The 22,386-nt window shown below is 42.1% G+C and carries 14 protein-coding genes; 4 read left to right on the top strand and 10 right to left on the bottom strand.

All coding sequences use genetic code 11. The features are described 5' to 3' along the window. Positions 1-18: 18 nt before the first annotated feature. The 7 genes from hepB to FGT79_RS08250 all read right to left on the bottom strand — a co-directional run bounded on the left by hepB (position 19) and on the right by FGT79_RS08250 (position 12,676). Positions 19-4,728, bottom strand: a complete 4,710-nt coding sequence (gene hepB / locus FGT79_RS08220; RefSeq protein ID WP_138752208.1) for a heparin/heparin-sulfate lyase HepB — start codon at positions 4,726-4,728, stop codon at positions 19-21. Between the two features lie 209 nt (positions 4,729-4,937). Next, the gene (locus FGT79_RS08225; RefSeq protein ID WP_138752209.1) at positions 4,938-6,506 is read right to left on the bottom strand and encodes an extracellular solute-binding protein; all 1,569 of its coding nucleotides are present in this window, start codon (positions 6,504-6,506) and stop codon (positions 4,938-4,940) included. Between the two features lie 73 nt (positions 6,507-6,579). Further along, positions 6,580-7,467 (bottom strand): carbohydrate ABC transporter permease, encoded by an 888-nt coding sequence (locus tag FGT79_RS08230; protein WP_138752210.1) that lies wholly within the window; start codon positions 7,465-7,467, stop codon positions 6,580-6,582. Between the two features lie 46 nt (positions 7,468-7,513). Next, the gene (locus FGT79_RS08235; RefSeq protein WP_425465008.1) at positions 7,514-8,365 is read right to left on the bottom strand and encodes an ABC transporter permease; all 852 of its coding nucleotides are present in this window, start codon (positions 8,363-8,365) and stop codon (positions 7,514-7,516) included. Positions 8,366-8,901: 536 nt separating this feature from the next. Continuing rightward, complete coding sequence (locus tag FGT79_RS08240) at positions 8,902-9,903, bottom strand: hydroxyacid dehydrogenase (RefSeq protein WP_138752212.1); 1,002 nt, start codon at positions 9,901-9,903, stop codon at positions 8,902-8,904. 10 nt (positions 9,904-9,913) lie between these two features. Then, positions 9,914-10,759: a sugar phosphate isomerase/epimerase family protein gene (locus FGT79_RS08245; protein ID WP_171056126.1), complete on the bottom strand. Its 846-nt coding sequence runs from the start codon at positions 10,757-10,759 to the stop codon at positions 9,914-9,916. Between the two features lie 162 nt (positions 10,760-10,921). After that, positions 10,922-12,676 (bottom strand): DUF4091 domain-containing protein, encoded by a 1,755-nt coding sequence (locus tag FGT79_RS08250; protein ID WP_138752214.1) that lies wholly within the window; start codon positions 12,674-12,676, stop codon positions 10,922-10,924. Positions 12,677-12,819: 143 nt separating this feature from the next. Here FGT79_RS08250 and FGT79_RS08255 point away from each other — a divergent pair, with 143 nt between their 5' ends. The 3 genes from FGT79_RS08255 to FGT79_RS08265 all read left to right on the top strand — a co-directional run bounded on the left by FGT79_RS08255 (position 12,820) and on the right by FGT79_RS08265 (position 15,521). Next, complete coding sequence (locus FGT79_RS08255) at positions 12,820-13,680, top strand: AraC family transcriptional regulator (RefSeq protein ID WP_138752215.1); 861 nt, start codon at positions 12,820-12,822, stop codon at positions 13,678-13,680. Positions 13,681-13,703: 23 nt separating this feature from the next. After that, positions 13,704-14,603, top strand: a complete 900-nt coding sequence (locus tag FGT79_RS08260; RefSeq protein ID WP_138752216.1) for a helix-turn-helix transcriptional regulator — start codon at positions 13,704-13,706, stop codon at positions 14,601-14,603. Between the two features lie 63 nt (positions 14,604-14,666). Continuing rightward, on the top strand, positions 14,667-15,521 hold the full coding sequence (locus tag FGT79_RS08265; RefSeq protein ID WP_138752217.1) for a helix-turn-helix domain-containing protein: 855 nt from the start codon (positions 14,667-14,669) through the stop codon (positions 15,519-15,521). Positions 15,522-15,564: 43 nt separating this feature from the next. Here the strand turns inward: FGT79_RS08265 and FGT79_RS08270 are convergent, their stop codons facing one another. The 3 genes from FGT79_RS08270 to FGT79_RS08280 form a co-directional block, all read right to left on the bottom strand. Further along, positions 15,565-16,719 (bottom strand): AGE family epimerase/isomerase, encoded by a 1,155-nt coding sequence (locus FGT79_RS08270; protein ID WP_138752218.1) that lies wholly within the window; start codon positions 16,717-16,719, stop codon positions 15,565-15,567. A 244-nt stretch (positions 16,720-16,963) separates the two neighbouring features. Continuing rightward, positions 16,964-17,704, bottom strand: coding sequence for an S-layer homology domain-containing protein (locus tag FGT79_RS08275; RefSeq protein WP_138752219.1), 741 nt, complete (start codon positions 17,702-17,704; stop codon positions 16,964-16,966). A 431-nt stretch (positions 17,705-18,135) separates the two neighbouring features. Continuing rightward, positions 18,136-21,807 (bottom strand): S-layer homology domain-containing protein, encoded by a 3,672-nt coding sequence (locus FGT79_RS08280; protein ID WP_171056127.1) that lies wholly within the window; start codon positions 21,805-21,807, stop codon positions 18,136-18,138. A 454-nt stretch (positions 21,808-22,261) separates the two neighbouring features. On the opposite strand from FGT79_RS08280, the gene FGT79_RS32535 reads away from it, so the two are divergent. Further along, the gene (locus FGT79_RS32535; RefSeq protein WP_425465009.1) at positions 22,262-22,375 is read left to right on the top strand and encodes an AraC family transcriptional regulator; all 114 of its coding nucleotides are present in this window, start codon (positions 22,262-22,264) and stop codon (positions 22,373-22,375) included. Positions 22,376-22,386 lie beyond the last annotated feature (11 nt).

A 22,386-nucleotide genomic window follows, 5' to 3' on the forward strand; every position in this document is an offset into this window, starting at 1 on the left:
CAGCAGCATCCTACGAGATTACGATTCTATGTCAAGTGATAAACCAAGACTAGTGTTAAGCATACGCATAATCATTAGCAGCGACTCTAACCTAGTAGCATTAGCTTGAGGCTTGAATGAACCATCGCTATCACCCTTTACAATACCGATATCAAATAATGTATCAATCGCACTCTCCGCCCAGCTGCCAGACACATCATTAAACTTAGATGGCTTTGGAGAAGTTGTCGTATTGATTACTTTGGAGAGCATGGACACTATCTCCGCTTTAGTGATGCTTTGATTCGGCTTGAATAATCCATCCAAATAACCATTAGTAATACCGCTTGCTTGTAGTGTCATAATTTCTTTTTCTGCCCAATGCCCCTTGGCATCTTTATAGTTCGAGTTACTTGTTCCTTCTAAACCAAGTGCCCTTACTAACATAGTGGCAAACTCTGCCCTAGTTACAGAAGCATTGGCATGGAACATACCGCCTGCATCCCCCTTTACGATGCCAAGCTTAGTTGCAAGCTCGATGGTTTCTTCAAATGAAGCACCTTTAGGTACATCCTTGAATGTAATTGGCTGTACATTATTCGCCTTTTCTACTATAGCCTTCACAACTTCTATACTTACCTTTGCATTATAGAACGGCAAAGCTGATGCGGTCGGCGTTGCCGTTGGCATCGCGGTCGGTGCTGCTATCTGCGCTGCCGTTGGCGTCGCGGTCGGTGGCGCTGTCGGCGTTGCCGTTGGCGTTGCTGTCGGTGTTGGTGTTGATGCTGGTTTGTGCAAGACTGCTTCCCATATTGTATTCCATTCACCTTTCCCTACAAGCCGAACATACCTTGCTACGATCGGTGTGAAGAAGTGATCTTCCATGCCCCTTGCTCCACTGTTGCTGCCTTGGAATACAGTCGTCCATTGCTTTTGGTCATCCGAGACCAGCACATCGAAGAACTGCTTTTCTCCTTGATACCAGGAACTGCTTAGTCCTGCTACCGAGTAAGATCCTCCCAAATCAAATTCAATCCATGACCCCTTACCTTGAGAGGTCCACATGGTTCCCAAATTGCCATCAATGACCTCTTCCCCCTTACCTCTAGAGGACCTTACAGCCTCAACCGCGTAATAAGGTGTAGCAATTCGCATCTCTTTGAGCGATATTTCACCGCTGACTCCTAGATCTGAGCGATATCCATTCCCAATTAGCTTAACGTATCTAGCAGATACAGGGTTAAAGTACGTCGTTTCATAGCTATCATCACTTCTGAAACTCTCTCCTGTGTATATGGATGTCCAATTAATTCCATCAGTTGATGTCAACAGCTGGTATTGGTAATAACGATCCTGTCCGTTGAGCCAGGCGAGATCGATATGATTGAAACTCCGAGTTTCACCGAGATCATAGACCAAGTAGGCGCCGGGCACACTGTCCGTCCATACGGTATTCAGATCGCCATCAGCTGCTTGTAAAGCGATATTTGCGTTCGTACTGGATTCAATTTCAACAACCTTATATTCGGTTAGCGGCTGAATCGAAGATACTTTCGCTTTTCGCGAAAACTCATCCCAATTCACCATCGCCCATCGAGCTATAGAGGCGACTTCAAGAGGAATGTAAACCACTCCATTCCTTAGGGTTACCGGTGTTTGTAGGGTTGCGGGTTGACCATTAATGGTTATCGCCGTGCTAGAGATAGACATCGCAACCGTTGTTCCGCGATGACTCATAGTCAAGGACGATCCTTGCAGATCAGTTGTCAGACCAAGCTCATCAGCTAACCGTTCATAGGGAATGATTACCTGACCATTATTTAAGACCAACTCTGAATTATAAGCGAATTCATCGCCATTCACTTGCATAACTACGGCATCCTTCTCCGCTTGCAACGGTATCGTTACAAGCGCTGCAGGTACGGACAACGTTCTTGTTGGAGAATGCTGTAGGGTATAAGTGCCTCCCGTTTCAGCAGCAAAATATAACGTACCCTCATCAGGCGTTACTTCATATTCAACGGATGACGTTTCCCCAGCTTTCGTTACCGTCCAATAGCCCGTGCTTAGGTCTGTCACCAATACACGGACATCGTTGTTTGAGGCTGGCAGTTCAAAGCTTGCCGTGCTCGTGATATCAACACCGCTTTTGGAAAATAGCACAGCCCGATCTTCAATTTTCACACCGACCATCTCGTTAGAGCTAATCGACTCTGTAGCGAGCGGCACAGGTCCGCCAATCGCATCCATCACCTGCATGACATTTAAGAATACATCCGTTTCGGTTTTGTCCTTAGGAGAAACCTCTACACGCCAAGCTCCCGCTTCTGTACTGTCCTCAGACCAAGGCTCTTGCGGATAATTAACGCCATCGACGACAAACTCGTTACCTGTTCCGCCAATTTTAGTGATTTCAGCATTATCACTTAACGGCAGTAGAGTACGATTGACCAGCTTGCCATTGTAACCATTCTCTGTTCGCGTAAGGGTCACTGTATCGCCTGAAATGTCAGGTTCGTTCTCGCTATGCAGCAACCACGTTTTCTTGAAGTTGGCATCAGCAGATGTCACTTTATCAAATACGATAAGCGCAGCGGGATGTTCATCATTCTTCAGGTTTAGAAACACAAAGGAACGTTTGAAATCCTCCATTTTGGAGGTATACGCATGAGTAAGATCTCCCTTTATATAGCTGTAATCCGGTGTAATTGTATCTGGACCGAACTGATGTTTAACGACGTCAGCAACTTTATAATTATCCAAGTCTTGTATCGTAGCAGGTTCATCACCATCTCCTACAAAGCGCTGTCCGCCATCATTCGAAACAGCTGGAAAGATTTCGTTTGGATCATAGACTAACATCGTATTATGGGCAATCGTTCGTTTATTGTAATTAAGATCATGGGAATCGTAGTACCCTCCGTTAATCCCTTCATAGATTCCCGAATCGATAGCAAGGCCGCCCTTGTAATAGAGCTGGAATTGTCCAGCATCCAGATGCTGATGGTTAGCGAACCAAGTGGTTCCAACCTTCATCGTCGCAACGACAGTAGAGGACTGTATACCGCCAGCCCAGCCCGTACGTGCAGTCATCTGGCCAGAAGGCTCGGGAAAATATTTAGTCAGCGGTAGTGTTTGTTCATTTACGGTCCCCAATTGTGGGTCATCAAATAAAATAAGCCAAAGGTCATCCTTGGATGATTTGTTGTAACGATCTTGCCTCATAAATTCATTCTTCAAATGAGGATCACTATAGAAGCTGGCAGGCAGCATGTTAGTCATTGGATCAAACCAATATTCACCTAATGGTCTTCCTGATTGAAACGTATCACCATTGCGCATGAGCTGACCATCGGGACGACGCGCATAAATCCATTCGTACGGAGTCATCTGCTGATTGGAATTAAAGACATTTCCCACACCCATTCGCTTGAATATCCATGCGGCAAATACATCCCATTGATATCGATATGGTCCATAGGAATCACCCTGATGCTGAGCATTAGAAGTGTATACATAGTTACGTGGCTCCACGTACTCAGCGAAGAAACGCCCAGCTACTAGGTTATAGATAGCCGGATTCTCGTCATAAACCGCAATACCGACGCTTAGCTGATCTCGCATTAATTGCGCTTCACTGCCATGTCCGACCACAGCTCCTTGTTCAACTGGAGGAAATCCAATTTCCATCCCTTCGGCTATAGCTATAAAGCGCTGAATGAAATGCGTCCGCTGTTCTGGAGTCATCAGTGGGTAACACCAGTCATAGATAATGGACCCCAGAGTAATGGCTTCACCCATCGGACGGTAATTGTATAGCGGGAAGACGACAGTATCCAAATAATTGCTCATCATGCTGACGGCCTGTGCACCACTTGTTTCGTCCTCTTGCAGTAAATACAATAAAGCCTTGGCTTGAATGGTCTTCATAATCGCTTCATTCATATTATTCTTTCCTGAGATTGGAGCTGGAAGCACTCCAGTATAGCTTTGTTCAGCCGCATCCAGCATGCGATCCCATGCATCTTTTACTTCAGCTTGCATGAGGTGGCTGCGGATCTCATCTAGATCACTCGCCCTAACGAATAGACGTGGATGCTCGGCTGGCGGCAGTACAGGGGGAGCTGGGTATGGATTATCAATTGATGGTGTATCGTTCCGTTTTTTTAGCAAAAAATCATCCAAATAATAATTTCCTGTAGGATTATTGGTCCATGTCCAGATGACAATCTTCTCTGTACCGGGCGGTGTAGTGAAGGTTTTAGATCGCAGCTTATAGTCTGGCGTTGCCGCTGTGAAATTTGGCATGGAGGTCGTAAGGAGCTCCATATTATCTACATCACGAGAGCTAACATTGATGAGACCCTGTTGACCGCCATCTACCTTCCCATAGACTTCGAAATAGTAGGTTTCATTCTCTTCAACGCCTACGGTAATAGTCTGTGCAAATCCTGTATCTCCGGCACTTACCTTAACGCTTTGTGTACCACTGTGGGCACTGCTATTAACCACGGAGGTGGCATCATCCCAGAATTCCCAGCCTGAATCTCCCGATTCAAATCCTGGATTCACCACTAAATTCACCGGTGTCGAAGAGTTATCGTCCACATATTCTGGAGTGTCCAAGGTTGATAATGAAGCCGCAGTCGCTTGAACTTCCTGACCACTTAGTAAACCATCAGATAAGGAGAAGACGATGAGAAAGGATAAGAAAAGCTGAAGACATGATCGCCAATTACGTTTGATCATTTAATTAACCCCTTTTCAAAAAGTAATAAAAACGGCTGGAATAAAACTAAAACGTGAGCAGTTCGAATGTAAGCGTATACATTAAATGATGAACGCCTATTGTTTTGTTCTAAGACTATTCAAATACGAATTACGCATTCAAGCTACGATTACAAAAGCCCGTAAGGCCTGACTTGACGTATACGGGCTTTTGCTCCAGATGATTTATGCTATTTCCATTCTCCTTTAATACCTGATTCATCTAACACTCTATTTACATCGTCAATCATTTCTTTGCCGCCTTTTTTCATGTATTCGTCCACCATTTTGCTCCAGTTAGACACGGGCTCCTGGCCTACAATCATTTTCGTTTGCCATTCTTGAGCAATCAGGTTCAGCTCCGATTCTTTTGCCGAGAGAACCTCTGAATGAATACGGTCTACAGGATTAATATAGAACTTGGAGTTCTTCAACAATTCTACAGTCGCATTCACGAAGCTTTGGGTATATGGATTAGTCACTAATTTGCCAGGCTCGTTTGCTTCATCAGTAGGTGCCCAGCCAGGTACACCACTAAAATAACTGCTAGGACGTTTGTCATATAGTGCTGCATCATAGGCCATGACTCCGTCCACCATCTCATAGCCCACGCCTTCGCCGCCGTTTAACCAGTCAAAGTCAGGATTCTGCGGGTTACGATTATCAACAGGTATGAATGTGCGGAAGTAATCTTGCATTTGCAGAATTCGATCAATTTTATCCGGATCGTTCTGGATCTTAGCATTCAGCATCGTCAGCGTATAATAACCTGGAAGCGATGTGTACCCTTGTTCGCCATCCGCTTGTTTGAAAGCTGGGATAACGGCAACCTCCGCTGTAGGCATCTGCTCCTTCATGCCCTCGAACAGTACTTGATCCACTCCCATGGGCTGTTCATACCAAATCCCGTATTTGCCAGCATAGAAGTCAGTACGGATATCGGTATTTTTCGAGACTGCCCAGTCCTTGTGAATCGCTCCTTCCTTGTACAAGTCCGCGAGCAATTGAGTCTGCTCCTTGAACCCTTCAGAAATGATGCCTGGAATTAATTGTCCTTGCTCGTTCTTGTTATACCAGCCAGAATCCCACTGAGCACCCATATGAGCGCCATATACGATTTGTTTGGATAACCCGATTCCGTAAGTATCTTTTCTTCCATTTTTGTCCGGGTCATCGTTCGTGAATGCAATCGCCACTTTCTTCAACTCTTCATAGGTTGTCGGCATCTTAAGATTGAGATTATCCAGCCAGTCTTGGCGAATCACAGGCTTCTTGCTATATTTTGCAGGGAAGTATTGCGGAATTGCATAAATTTTGCCGTCAACGGTAACCGCATCCCATACATTTTTTGGAACAAGCTTTAGCGACGGATACTTATCAATGTAGTCATTCAGCGGAAGAAAAGCTCCTTGCTTTACCCATTTGAAGAAATTGGCATCTGCACTCTCCATTCCAACGACATCTGTCAAATCCCCAGCAGCCATAACAACCGGTAATTTGGTTCCATATTCATCGTAAGGGACAAACTGTGGCTTGTAATCCACATTGAATTTCTCGTTTAGCTTCTTCAGCCCTTCTCCAGTTGCACTTAGAGGAATCTGCCATGTCCCTTCTATAGAAGAAATGGTGATCGTCTTTGCTGCTTCGCTATTGGATGCAGGTGAATCTGTAGTTGTTGTGTTTGACTTTGTACTCGTTGAGCATGCAGCCAAGCTTGTAGTCAAACATACAGCCAGCCCTATCTTTAGTAGATTTTTCATTTGTATGAACCCTCCTAGTATATTTGTTACCCTTTCCTTCGACGCCCTTTAGGTTCTGTCCACTTAGAAACGATCAGCCTTTAACGGAACCGAGCATCACCCCTTTCGCAAAGTGCTTTTGCAGAAAGGGATATACAATTAAGATAGGCAAGGTCGCTAATAGAATAGCCGCCATCCCAATCGTTTCCCCGGGAGGCAGAATGCCTGATTTCGCTGCATCTCGTGCAGCTGAAGCAAGTGAATTGGTCGTGTCGTTAAGAATAACTATTTGTCTCAGGATAACTTGTACAGTCCATTTGGATGGTTCATTTAAATACAGAATGGCATTAAAATAAGTGTTCCAATGCCCTACTGCGTAGAATAATCCGAATGCGGCAAGCGCTGGCTTGGATAAAGGCAATACGATTCGTGTGAAAATCTGCAGATCATTCGCTCCATCAATTAAAGCGGCCTCGTTTAATTCATTCGGAATACTGAGTATGAACTGACGAATGACAATAAGGTTAAACGAATTAATCGCACCAGGAATAATTAAGGCCCAATAGCTATTAATGAGTCCAGTAGCTTTGACGATCAAGTAGGTTGGAATCATACCTGCATTGAATATAAAAGTAAAGAGTACTAGAAACAAAAACACCTTCTGGCCCCATATATTACGAGTTATAGCATAGGCCATCGTTGCAGTCAAAATGATATTGGCAAGGCTTCCAACTACAGTCACATAAATGGTTACACCAATCGAATGAATAAACTCTTTGGAATTTAGAATGTAGGTGTACGCGTCGGTAACCCATCTATCCGGCCATAGAATTAGTTCGCTCAGCTTATACTCCTCATAGGAAGTAAAAGAGATTGTAAGGATATAATAGAATGGGAAAAGCATCATTAATGCCAGCAAGCCAAGCAAAATGATATTTATTATGTCAATCAATCGCTCTGACATAGATTTCTGATTAATCATAGATCGACACCTACCTTTTGATCTTCGGTACATACATACAAATCTATTAGAAGACGCCTTCTTCTCCATATTTTTTAGCTAACCGATTCGCAGCGAGAATTAGAATTAATCCGATTAGACTCTTGAATAACCCTACTGCGGTTCCGAAGCTAAAGTCCGCATTCTGAATCCCTTTGAAATAGACATACGTATCAAGCACATTCCCAACATCCATCGTAAAGGGATTTATCATTAGGAATATCTGCTCGAAGCCTGAATCAAGTACCGTACCTAGTCGAAGGATAAACAAAATGACGATCGTGCTGCGTAATGCTGGTAACGTAATATGCCAGATCTGCCGCCATCTGTTCGCTCCGTCTACAACCGCTGCTTCATATAAGCTCGGATTAATGCCAGACAGAGCAGCCAGGAATATAATCGTTCCCCATCCCGCCTCTTTCCAGATGACTTCTAATATAACCAAGGGCATGAACCATCCAGGCTGCTGGAGGAATGAGATCGGTTCTATGCCTAACATTGGGCTAAGTATGCGGTTAACGATGCCCTCATTCTTGAGGAATATGGTCACAATTCCGATTACAACAACCCAGGATAAGAAATGTGGTAAGTACACAATGGACTGTACAATACGCTTGTACCGCTCATTCTTAACCTCATTTAGCATGATTGCCAGAATGATTGGAACGGGAAAAGCAAAGCCAATTTGCAAAAAGGATAACCAAAGTGTATTCCACAATACGCGAACAACTTCTGGATCACTGAATATGGTCTTGAAATGCTGAAGCCCTACCCACTCACTGTTCAGAAACCCACGAAATGGGCTAAAGTCCTGAAAGGCAATAATGTTGCCAAGCATTGGAATGTATCGGTAAACGATAAAATAAAGCAGACCCGGCATTAATAGAAGAAATAAATAACGCTCTCTCCACAATCTGTCTTTAAGCTTCTTTGCTCTACTAGGCACTGGGAGCTTAGAAAGTACGGTTACTGGTGGAGGATTTATACTGGATTGATTCATATTAGCTCCATACTCCTTTTCTCCAGTCTAAGTTGAACTTTCATGTAAATCGGATGATGACAAATGATCATTTCTGATGATGCAGCCTGTTCAATTTCAACATCAAATCTCTGATGTAACCGATGTATAGGCTGTTTGACTGTGTTCATATGTGAAATCTCACCCCTTTCCCTCACAATATTAGATTTACTCCATCATGAATATCGCTGTTATTCTTAGTCCTTCACCCTTTTAATGAAAACCATAAAAATAATGAAAATCTGATAAATTGGATGAGTTAGAATACCAAATATATAGTCTCTGTGAATGAATTCAGACAGTCTGCTGTAACAAAAAAACAGACGATTTTTTATCATCGTCTGTTTTCGCTGCCTACTTCTATATTTATATCAAACCTTATCCTTCACCGGTTAACCTCACCAAGGAGTCAACCTGCGATATTGATCAAGCGTAACTTGACCGACTAAGGCTTTGCCCTGCACAAATCGGTGCAGCTCATTGACAATGAACTCGCAAAGCTCGCGCTTCAGCAACCCGTGAAAGCCGCCGATGTGCGGTAAACAAAGGACATTTGGCATTGCAAGCAGCTCATGATCCGCAGTCAACGGTTCATGATGGTAAACATCGAGAGCTGCATGAATCCGTCCCGTACGGAGCTCTTGCACCAGTGCCTGCTCTTCGACGATCGGACCACGTGCGGTATTAACGAAAAGCGCTCCGTCACGCAGCTTCTTCAGCTGCTCCGCCCCAATCATCCCTTGCGTGCGAGGTGTCCACGTATTATGCATCGAAACAATATCGCAGCGCTCGAAAAGCTCATTCAACTCGCAAAGCTCGACGCCTTGAGCGACCGCTTCCTCCTGTGAACAGTAGCTGGAGTTTAGGAGGACTTTTGCATGAAAGGGTTTCAGCATTCGTATCACATGTTTGGAAATTTCGCCGTAGCCCACCAAGCCGACGACTCTTCTTGTTACACCAAGTGTTGTATCGCGGCTGTTGTTGCTCCACTGCCCCTGCTTGAGCGTGGTGCTAAAGACTTTATGATTCCATGCTCCTGCTAATATGAGAGAGACTGCACACTCCGCAGTCGAAAGACCAAGCACGGTATTGGCCGAAGTCACAGCAATTGAAGTATTAAACACATCTTCTGTGACAATTGATGCAACACTGCCTGCTCCATGACCGATGAACGTTAGCTTCTGAGCACGCTTAAGCACCTCTGGTGTAAAGAGCGGCGAACCCCATGTCGTGATACAAGCATCGTAATCACCGATTCGCTCAGCTAAGTCATCACTCGTGAATGCCTCACCTAATGCTATAAAATCAACCTTGGAAAAGCTGGAAAGCTTGTTTACAGTAGCCTCCTGCCAAAATAATTCACGTAATGAAGCATTAGCAATCGCAATTAATGTTTTCACTAAGCACCCCTCATTTCATTCGAGTCTGGAAAATCTCACGCATATAGTCCACATAGGCTGGGAAAATGATTGAAGGCTCCATACCAGGAACCTGCAGCTCCTTACGCCATGTGGTTTCCCATTCCAGCGAGTAAAAGCCGTTGTAGCCTGCCTGCTCAAGTTGATTTACTATTGAAGCAATCGGTACCTCGCCTTCAGCAACCTTTGTGTACCTCCAGCTAAGCTCCATCGGATCATCAAACGGAATGCCATCCTTTATATGTACATGTACACACTGCGATCCGAGCATGGCAATGGTCTCAGTAGGCATTTCAGATTCCTCTAACGGATGGATAATATCATAAATAACGGCACAATTCTGCCTGTCCACATCATCCAGCAGCCTGCGCAGCGATCGCCCAGTGGCAAATTCATTATGAGTTTCAATCCAGACCTGAACACCATATTCAGCTGCATAGTCGCATGCCATCTTGATCTGAGCTGCAAGCTCCGAGTATGGAATTACTGGAACAGGATTATCACTTCGGTTATTGAAATAACCAAGAAATATTCGCACGCTACCAGCCTTCAAATCATGAGCAAGCTGAATGATCTTTTTAAAAGTATTGAATTGCTCTGTATCCCCAGCATTTCCGGTAAAACAGACTCCAGATCCAATATTTGTTATACACATATTAGCCTGCTCCAATTTGTGTAAAGTCGCATGCCGCTCATCCAGAGTCATTTCGGTAGAGATTCCCCACATCACTCCTTCTCTTAGCTCCATCCCGTTAAAACCGCATGTCTGCGCCAAGGCAATCATCTCATCCAAGGACCATCCTTCGCATGGCAATGTGCTGAATGCCAAACGCTTCATCCTACATACCCCCCTTGTTTCTCCCATCACCTGCTACCTATTCATTGTGGCATGTCGCATTGACGAATGCTTTCCCTTTTCCACGTTTCTTTTGCACAAATCCGCGAAAAGGGAGCCTGACGTCATCCTAGATGACGTCAGGCCCCTCCTTTAATCCATTAACTATTGTGCGCCAGCCATCTCTTCAAGAATATCTCTTATGATAAGATCGTAAGCCTGATTGTCCAATGAGAACAGCTCTTCTCTTTTCCTCCTTGCATTTGGATGCACTTCCTTCACATCACTCCATAAAAATACCTTCTGCATTTTTTGCATCAACTTCTCTCGGTCTCCACCTTGTTCAACGTAACGCTTTATGATTTCAAAATCGCGTATTCCCTTTTGCAGCAGCTTATAACGGAGTGTAAGCATCGGCTTGCCATCACGACCAGGGTAAACAAAGTTGGTATCCCCGGCAGGGAAGAATGGACCATGATAAGTAATTCGATTCAAGGGATCATTCGGCCATACCGTATAATTCCAGCGTAAGAAGCCATCCACATTCCAATACCACGCCAACCAAGGTATGAGTCTACTCTCAAGTAAATGAGAGGTTATGAACGTATTAGGATGTTGAGGCATACAGGCCACATAATAAAGCAGTTTCCCTTTTATCCCTTGCTTCAGCTTCATAATTTGCTCATAATCGTTAGCCATACAATCAATGACAGGTACATAATCTACCATTCCTTCTATATTCTTTTCGATAAAATCCGCATGTCCAATAGCAGCCTTGTATTGAAAGGATGGCGCCATAGCTTTCATTGCATTTAGCCGCTGCGTGAAAACCGTGAGATCCCACGGTTCATCTGCGAGTACTCTTACTATATCGATCCAGCCTTTTTCAATAAAGTTGTTCTCAAGCGCAGCCACATAAAGCTCGAACTGTTGCTTCTCTTTCATATATTTGAAAGTTCGACTTCCCTCTTCATAATATCGGATTCGCACGGCATCTCCATGGTCTGCCATAACACTGCCATAGCCCGCATCCTCAAGCACCCAAATATTAAGTAAGCCGAATACTTCAATTTCTTGTTTAATCCCATATTTCATGCATAATTCCACATACCTGTTTAATGCGCTGAAATCGAAAACCCATTGTTGATTCTTTAACTGAGTCACTTTTACAATATTGTATTCAAACATATTCGCAGGATCTATCCGATCATAGCAGGAGGATTGTCCCGACCAAGGAATTTCCGAGACAATGACGGTAATGGCCTTCTGCCCAAGATCAGCCAAGGAGGAAATATAGCTTTCCATAATTGCGAAATGTGGATCACTCCAAAGCTCCACATCGTACTTCCGAGCGATATTGGAATTATGCTGCCACAGATCCAAATAAAACGCATAATCCGCTGGCTTGCTTAACTCGACATCCATCACCTTTACTTCGAAGGTTAGTGTACGGATCAGCCTCTCATCCTCGAACATGCTATGTTGATATACGCTAATTTGCGGGGTGTAAATACCAGGCGCGACATCCGGATCGAACTCGACCTCAACCCATACCGGCTGCACTCTTCTTTTCTCAACATAAATAGAGGATTGCTGCATCACCATATCTGATTTCAATTGCCGATCATCATCCTCTACAAGTCCAATCAGCTTGGCCTTCACTCGCCCATGCTCTAAGCCCGGTACCTCAACACTTACACGTGCAATTACGATTGGACCCCGCTCATAGAAGCTGGCATCTTCATTCACATTCACGAGCATTTCCTGCTCGGAATAAACCAGAAGCTGGACAGCTGCTCGATCATTCCTGCCACATGTCAGAGAAATCGTTTTATTCTCGTCAAAAGGCAATTTGAAATTATTCATAATCCCAAATACATATTTATAGCTTTCATACTCTAAGCCCAAAAAAATACTCATTTCAATCTCCTCCTTCGTTATTCTTACTAGTAAAGTGTACCTTCGGATGGGGATGGAGCCATATAGTATATTTCCGTAACAATATGGATTTTTCACGTATTCGTGTTAAACTAAGATCAAGCAATTAGGAGAGTGGTGCAGGAATGAGGTTTACTAACTTATATCGAGTACCCGATGAAGATGATCAAGGCTGCATAGATTTAAACCATCATCTGATTATAAACTCAGTCGGTTATTATGCCTTTGAATCATTTACTCGCATGACCCACAGAAAGGCAGGCCGCAAGGACTTTTACCTGTCTTATCATCCTGTGGGGCCCATGAAAATATATGTAAAGGGACAAGAGATCACCTTGCAGCCAGGAAGCTTTTTCTTGTATCGTCCCTTTGAGGAGCAGCACTACGGTCACAGTATTGAAAAGGAGTTTTTAGCTTATTGGGTACATTTCACAGGCTATGGCGTGGAGGAACTTCTTCATCAAGCAGGGCTTTCTGAACAACATACTGGCTTTATAGGGCAAGATGATAGGATTACCGCTGTGTTTGAAGAAATGATGGACGAATTACGTGACAAAAAAAAGGGGTTTGAGCTTGCTTCTTCTTCGCAGCTGGCCTATTTATTCTCAATCATTTCAAGGCAGCTTAACTGCGATGATACCTACCCATCCAACAGGATTAGAAATGAGATCTATCATTCGATCAAATTTATTCACAATCATTATTCGCAAGAAATTTATGTGAGAGACCTTGCCGAAATGTCTCACCTGAGTAATGACCGCTTTACGACGCTATTCAAACTCATCACCGCTGAAACTCCACTGCAATACATACTTAAATTCAGATTACAGAAAGCTTGCGAGCTTATGCGGCAAACCAGCTTAAACATTCAGCAAATCTCAAGCCTAGTGGGCTTTCAAGACCAGCTTTATTTCAGCAGGATTTTCAAGAAATATTATCATCAAACACCTACAGCATATTTAGCGAGGTTTAATCATGTGGATTAATAGACTGACAAATTACGGAGGACATGATGGCGGATTACCCTATCTATACGTATAAAGAGATGCTTGATGATCATTTCCCATTCAAAATAGAAGTTAGGACCTCAACCAATATGAATCAGGTTTCACACGCTCATGAGCACCTGCAGCTTTGTTATATGATGTCCGGCAGCTGTATTCATTGGACCGCGGGTCAGCAATATATTTTGACAAAGGGCGATCTTTTCTCCATCCCACCCTTTCAAGAGCATCGCCTTAGCACCCGTGAAGCGATTGATTTCATTATGGTTCAGGTTGATTTCATGCCCCATGCGATTAATGAGAGCTTTCGCGATCTGGCGCAAATGCAGACCTTTGTTGATTTCGCCTACATTAGACCACTTATATCCGAAAGCGACCTTATGCCTAAGCTGGCATTTCCTCCACATCTGCAGTCAGTCATTGAAAGCCTGCTAAACGTTATCCTGACCGAATGGAAGGAACAAGAGGAAGGCTATCGGCTAGCCATTAAAGCTGAGCTGTTAAAGCTTCTTGTTATGATCGGCAGACAATACAAGCATTACTCCCAATTACATAGCCCACACGAAACACAAAGACTAGCGTTTTATCGCGAAGCCTTCTATACAACCATCACTTATATGGAGACACATTATGATGAGGAGCTTCATCTAGAGGATGTGGCTGCCAAGGCATTAATGGCCCCTTCTTACTTCAGTAACATGCTCAAGCTGGTGAAAGGAAAATCTTATATCGAGCTCTTATCAACTATTCGAATTCAAGCCGCAATGGAGCTGCTGGGAAGCACGGACCTCAATGTCACCCAAATCGCTGCTAGAGTCGGTTATAATCATATTAGTCATTTCAATCGTACCTTTAAAAAACAAACCGGAGTGACTCCGGGAGATTTTCGAAAGCATCATTTCTAGCACTGAACTTACTTCATCCACCTTGTCCGTTTATTGCGATTATTGTTGATCTGAGGGATTCCAATGACTACATCGAAATATTACGAATTCATACATAAGGATCTGTTAGCTAGTCATGGCACATCCAGCATAGCCCCCACTAAAGACTTTCATGTTCATGACAATTACGAGATTTATTTATTTTTAGATGGTGAGGTTAACCTATTTATTAATCAATTCTGCTATCACCTGCAACGAGGAAATTTACTTGTTATAAACAATCACGAAATCCATAAGGTAATCAATCTCTCAGGAAAACCCTATGAACGAATGACCATCCATTTCAAGCCGGACATGATCCAGCCCTTCTGCTCTGCCGAAACGAATCTACTCCACTGCTTCATTAATCGAAAGTCGGGATTTGATCATATTATTCAATTGGATGAGTCCCAAATCGAGGAATTCATCCGTATTTCATCAAAGCTCATTCATGCTCTAGAGCACAAAACATATGGCAGCGATGTTCTTTCTTTAACTTTTTTAGTCCAAATCTTAGTTTTTACCAATGATGCTTTCGGCAAAGTAAAGAGTCTCTTGCCCCGTGCAACCTCTTCTTTCATTCACTCTGTCATGCAGTATATTGAGAATAATTTGAGGAGTGAATTGTCTTTAGAACAAATATCCAAGAAGCTGTCCGTGGACAAATTCTATCTAAGCCATATGTTCAAAAGCCAAACAGGCGGGACCATTTATCATTATATTTTAATGAAACGGGTAGCTCTCGCTAAACAACTACTAGCTGATGGCCATTCCGTCTCTTTAGCCTGTCATTCTTCCGGTTTTAATGATTATGCTAATTTTATTCGTACATTCAAGAAGATTAGCGGCATTTCTCCTGGCAAATATGCAAAATTAAGCCGAAGTCAATCACAGAACTAACAAGGAGGGCAGCTTTATAAGGAGCCCTCCTTGTTAATAACGACTACCACAAATACAAATCATTCCCTTTCAGCTTGAAGATTGCTTCCATGAAATAATAATCTCCATAAATAATAGATGTATGATGATTATTGTTATGGTAGGCTGCAGAACCGTTGATTAACAAGCAATCCGATTTATTCGTCCAATCACTACGAGATTCATCAAGCGTTTTCAACAGTTTCAGTGCTGCATGTAGATAAAGATCCTTTTCGTGCTCAGCTACAACCTTTGAAATTTCAATTAAGCCGCATGCTGCAATAGCTGCAGCAGTGGAATCTTCATATGCAGGCTCTTCCGGCTGTCTAAAGTCGATCGGAATAATGCCGTTATCCGGTATATTGGCCATAAAGTAATGTGCAATTTTTTTAGCAGTATGCAAATACTCTTCTTTACCGGTATGAATATAACTCATCATAAATCCGTTCAGCGCCCAAGTCTGCCCCCTTGTCCATGAGGAGCCATCCTCATAACCTTGCCCACCATATGTCTTAACTACTCCGCCATTAAAAGGATCGAATTCAACAATATGATGAACGGAACCATCCGGTCTGACAAATGCCGTCATGGCGGTATCCGCATGCTGCATGGCGATTTGCTTGAATCGCGGATCACCTGATTCCTCTGTCGCCCAATAAAGCAGAGGCAGATTAAACATACAATCTACAATCGCCCACCCCCTTGTATCCATTCCCTTCATATCGTTCCACGCGCGAATAAATCCACCTGCAAGATTAAAACGGCCAGCCAGCAAATTAGCAGCATGCATTGCTCGTTTTCTCGATTCCAGATTGCCAGTCACTTTATAATTGGCAACACTGGTGGGAAGCCACATAAATCCAACATCATGATGAAGACCGTAATATTGACGGAAGCATTCATCCAACTCATCTTCGGAGAAATTGGCAATCTCCTTATACTTTTCATTACCTGTTTCGTGATACATGAGCCACATCATTCCACCCCAGAAACCATTGGTCCACCAGTTAATACCGTCCGTCTCAGGGTCATTAGGGTTATCCTTGGCATGGTTATCATGCGTTCCGTTAATTGTTGTATAAGGGATTTTATATTTGGATTTTTCACTTACCCAATCCATTTTCACTACTAGCTTGTCTATAACCTGGCTTACCCATGCTTGGTCGTTTGCGTTCAACATTTTGTTTACCTCACATTTTCTATAATAGAATCACATTCTGACCTTCTGAGTCGCTACTTAGTCGGACTCAAAGGCCTATATATCTATTTAAATATAAAATATAAGTCAATTCCTTGCGTTTATTAGCCATATTATTGCGTATATTGGCTTCTATAGATTAATCCTCAACTATCTCAAAAAAAAGCGATCTCCCGCAATTAGGGAAGACCGCTTTTTCATTCCGAGAACTCTGATTTTGTAGATCCTATATTGTACCTGGTATTTGTGGACTTGTGGAGGAAGGTGATCTTTTTGCATTTGTATCTGATTCTTGATCTTGTTGTGGCGCTGGTGCAGGATGTGCCTTAACGTATTCGAGTATATTGTAAATCTGTTCCGCTGCCTCAGCACGAGTAATCTCCGCTTTAGGATGGAAATTTCCCTGCTCATCAAGTTTCACTACGTTATAAGCAAGCGCACGCTGAATAGCTCCATCATATTCAACAGTTAGATCCGTGCTGTCATTAATCTGAACAGGAGCAAGCTTAATCATCGGCAAATTGCTATGTGTTTCAAACGTACTAATAAGCTGGTAAGTGAACTCTTCACGCGTCCATTTCTGGTTAAGATCCAGGTCGGCTGGCAATACCACCCCATTAACGCTTGCCGTAATTAAAGCATTGGCATACCAAGCATCATTGTTTGCATTTTTGAAATAATCCGTAGCTTTAGGTGCTACAAGGAATCTGACTAGATCTAGATTCAAATCCGCGGCATTCACGATAAGCTGAACACCTTGCGCTGCTGTGATGGTGTTATTCGGGGCAAATAAGTCATCCGAAACACCTTTCACTAAGCCTTGTTCCTGTAAGGCAATAATTTTATCCTTTGCAGCGATATTCGATAAATCCGAGAAGTTTTTGGTAGCTGCATAGCTTTGACCTACAAAGGTTAAGGATAATGCGGTAACAGCGGTAAGAGTAATCATTTTGAATTTTGTTTTCATTTTTTTCACCTCATAAAGTTTTTAGCTAGTATTCTAGCTTTTTATTCATTATTCAGATTAACTCGGCTTTTTTTTCATTACCTGCTTACGTCCTTACATTAGTAATACAATCGAAGAGCCTATTATTTTTCACACTAAAAAAAATTTTTTAAGTTACCCTTCTAATTCTAAGCGACGTGACGGCAGCGAACAGGCTTAACAGGTCCCGTTTCTCCTAAGGAAGCTGTACCAACATCATCTGGATGGTTCTCAACTGGATGGCAACGACCGGAAGAAGCAAAGCTAGCAAAGCAACAACCGAAAATATCGAATATTGCCAGCCATTCATATTATAATCCGTCAATTACAAACGTATATAACATAAGGCAGGAGTTCTGTATATTACAGAACTCCTGCCTCACAAATTACTTCATTTACTTTATATTTAATGACTATTCAGGAATTTTAACCGTATTAATTTTTATTTGCTGAGCTACAGTGCCTGTTCCAGAGATCTTACTTTCGTAAATAATAGCTGTTACCATTGCATCTGGATCACTAGCAAACTGATAGCGAGTATAGTTACTAGGAGACACAGCGCCATCTGCAGTTACATACTCAATACCATTATTATAATTTGCGGCCGCATTAGCATCTTCTGTCAACGTAATTGTACCAGAACCTGAAATCGTTTTATTATTCACTAATGTAGTTCCTGGTATAATTAATCCAGCGCTCGCTGCAAGCTCAATGATGCCATCATTATTAACTGCATAACCAACGTTTGATAGCACTAAATCTCCCTCTTGTACAGTGATCTTTCCATAGTTGTACGTTTTTCCGTTTAGGTTAATGTTACCCTTAGTTAAACGAAGCTCACTGTCTTTTTGAATGGTTGTCATACCAGAAACGGATAAATGTCCATTTCGACTTACCTCCAACAATTTATTAATGGCTAGATCTCCATAAACACTAACATCACCTTTTGAATAGTTAATATAACTTTCATTTGAACCAATGATATTCAGTGCCCCATTAATTTCTGCATGAGTATCAATCATTAAACTACCCTTAACATTCAAAGCACCATCTTGCTTAATAGTTAAGCCCGCTTTACCACGAAGAGATAATAGCCCGTATTCTGGTACAGCAATTTCTCCGCCTGATGCAACTGTAAGTCCACTTTCCGCACTCACACCAGAGTAATAGCGAGTATTTTGCGTTTCTAACTGCGAGTTAGTTGTAATTTTGCCTCCGATAGATACAATAATTTCTCCACTAGTATTAACATATGCTCCACCGTATGCACTGCCAACTAAGCGCAGCTCTCCTCCTGAGCCAATCGTAAATTTAGAACTTTGAATACTAAGAGTTTGATTTGGTTGCAGCTCTAACACATTATTCAGGTTTACAGCTTCTCCGTAATATGAAACATAAACTTTGGGGTATGTTGCAAGTGCTGCAACTACTTCAGTCCATTGGTCTGTATTAATATATTTAGTAGTATCATCAACTCCATCAGCTAAACCATACATATTCACATTTACTTGTTGCTTACGACCATCAACGTCAACAGTTACATAAAAATAAAAGCTATTTGATGTTCCCGCCAATTCACGAATTTTTTGATTGTCTTTTGTTGTAACTTCTAGAAGTCCTTTATCATTCAATCTCGTATCTACATCAATAAATTTTTGTGTATTTTTTTCCCAATAATATGCGCTAGCCTTAGCTACCACATTGTTATAAGATTCGTCTGCGAAAGGAGTAAAGACCAGCTTCAGTCCCGCATAATTATTATAATCAATTTTCACGGATGGTCCGGAGGATCCAGAAATATACTTATCAAATGAAGCATTTAAAGAAAGAGTATAGTCATTCCATTGTGCATTTCCACTTAAGTAGCCATTTAAGAATGAATAATAGTCCTCATATTCATCACCATTACCTAGCAGCATTACCTCTACTGTTCCAATTCCACGATTTACATCAAAAGTTTGTTCTCTAGTTGCAGAACGTACATCGGTTTCCACAGTAACAGTGACAATCTCTAAATTAATCTCGTTCCCATCTTCATCGAACCATTTAATGAACGAAGAATAATTACCTGTAATCACTTTAGCATTTGCATCAGTAATTTTTATTGGAACATTAATATTTCCATTCACATCAACAGCATCTTCAACTTTTGCACTAGCAGCAGCCTCAGATGAATCACGAAGTGCATACTTAGCCGCATATATAGCAGGTTTAATATTTAGCGTATATTGTAGATCAGTATCATAAGTAGTAGATTCAGATAATGCTACTTTAACTACACCATTCGCATTAAAGCTGTATTCTTCTACCTCAATACCACCCGAATCTACAAGTAACAAACGCTCTTTTGGAATATATGCTCCCTCAAGCCATAGTGCTTTAATCGTCATATTCATATAGATTGGAGATTTATTCAAATCAACATTCCAACCAATGAAGAAATAACCTTCTTTTGTAGGAGCAGCAACTACTGGAGTTATTTCGCCTAACTTAACTTTTTTAGCTGCAATTTCACTTCCACCATCTGTATCGAAGGTAATCGTCAACGGAGCAATATTACCAATATAAACTCTGCTCAGACCATTAAGCTCAACCCGAACATATTGTTCACCGTCAATCTCAACAACCTTTCCAACCAAATTCTCCTGCTCATCTTTTTTGTTTGTATGTCCAATTAGGAACGTGTACGGGCTAATATCTTCATCTGCCTTAAATCCAAGATTTCCTTTAGAAAGCGTTAATGTCGTTTTTCCGACAGGATGGATTTCAGTTGATGTGCTATCCTCTGACTCTACTAATAATTTTGCATCAATTGCAAAATACTTAATATCAAGTGCAGAAACATCTAGCTCTATATCAGCAAATTCTTTTTCAAGAGCGGCTGCCACATTTTCTTGTTCTACTTCAGGGACTTCAGTTGCAGAAGCTGTTATTGAGAAGGATACAGTATCTGCAGCATTTAGAGAAATCTCATTTCCGCCCTCATCCAGGTATATCACATCATCCGCAACAACAACTGGTGCGCTATTTAAATCTTTATTAGCAAGATCTACTGATGCTACTACTGTACCCGTTGCCGCACTAGTTACTGTAGCACTATATGCTCCAGTACCCGTTACCTCTGCTGTAATCACAGCGCCTACATCAAGAGCTTCAACCGTATACGTTTCCGCTTGTAATTTAACTTTACCATTAACAATCCATTTCACCGTTTTTGTTGCACCTGCTGGTGTTACAGCAACTGTTAGCTGATCACCAGAACGAATAATTGTACCTGTCACTTCCGTGTTGTTACGTTGAATCGTAGCAGCTGTCACCTTAATCGTGGAACTGCCTCCACCGCCGTTTCCACCGCCTGATGTTGTTGTCGGCTGTGGCGTTGCTGTTGGCGCAGGTGTCACGCTCGGTTGATCAACTTTAAGACCAGCTGACTTTTCAAGGAAACGCTCAGTAATGACCGCTACAACTGCACGGCTTGCGATACCTTTAGAATTGAATAAGTTGCCGGTCTCTCCTTGAACAAGTCCTAGTGCTACTGATTGATAAACTGCTTCTTTAGCCCAAGAACTAATTTGTTCATTATCTGCAAATAAAGCGCTAGATTGATAGTCACTCAGATCATAATTCATATATGAAGTAAGGAATCTTATCATTAATACTGTAATTTGCTCACGATTCAATAGATCATTAGGACCGAAAGTCCCATTGCCATATCCATCAGTAAGCTCTGCACTTACTGCCCAACTTATTGCATTCGCGTACCAAGCATTCGCAGGAACATCAGTAAAGGTCTGTTCTTTCACTTCAACATCAGGACCATCTAACTTTTCCGATAATCGATTAAGAACAGTAATAAACATTGCTCTTGTCATTGAACCTTGTGGTTCAAATGCACCTTCTGCACTTCCTTTAAATAGTCCTTCTTGAACGACCTTAGTAATAGATTCCTCTGCCCAATGACCTTTAATGTCTGTAAGACTATTAGATTCATTAGCAAAAACTTGTGCCGGTAATAACCCTACAAATAAGAAAGCTATTAATAATAGTGCTATGTTTCTTTTAACTCTTAATCCTAAATTACCCACTTTTTTATTTCCTCCTAATAAATATGATATATTGTTTATATTTTTAATAAACAACCTAAATTAGTCTATCATTATTCATAAATATTGTAAATGATATCAGTTTCACATTAAATTCAAAGACAGCTAAAAATCCCTTGACGGATTTCATGCAGATTGTTTTTACCTCACCACACACAAAAGTTCCACAATTATACTTATCTATTCACAACTCGGGATTATTTGTTGGTTACACCTTTCCGTACCATTATTGCTAAGTACTCCACATGTGCGAAGTTTGTATTTACTCTTCTCAATCTTCAACTACACCTTAAGCACGATATTATGAACCTCCGTGTCGGGGAAATCGGTCAAGCTAATCTCATTTCTTCTTAGTGTGTGCCAATTGGAAAATGCAAAAAAAAGCAACCCCAGCTGCAAGCGGAGTTGACAGCCCTGCAAAGTCAGGTCAATCCTCATTGTTGGCTACAATGACCCTGCCTATTTCTGCGGCAAGTTCGAAAAACAGATAGGCGTTACCCCAACTGCTTATCGATTAGGATTGCTGCCACAAAAAAGCCCACACCTCTGAACGAGTGGGAT

This window comes from Paenibacillus sinopodophylli (assembly GCF_005930355.1).
GTDB lineage: Bacteria > Bacillota > Bacilli > Paenibacillales > Paenibacillaceae > Pristimantibacillus > Pristimantibacillus sinopodophylli.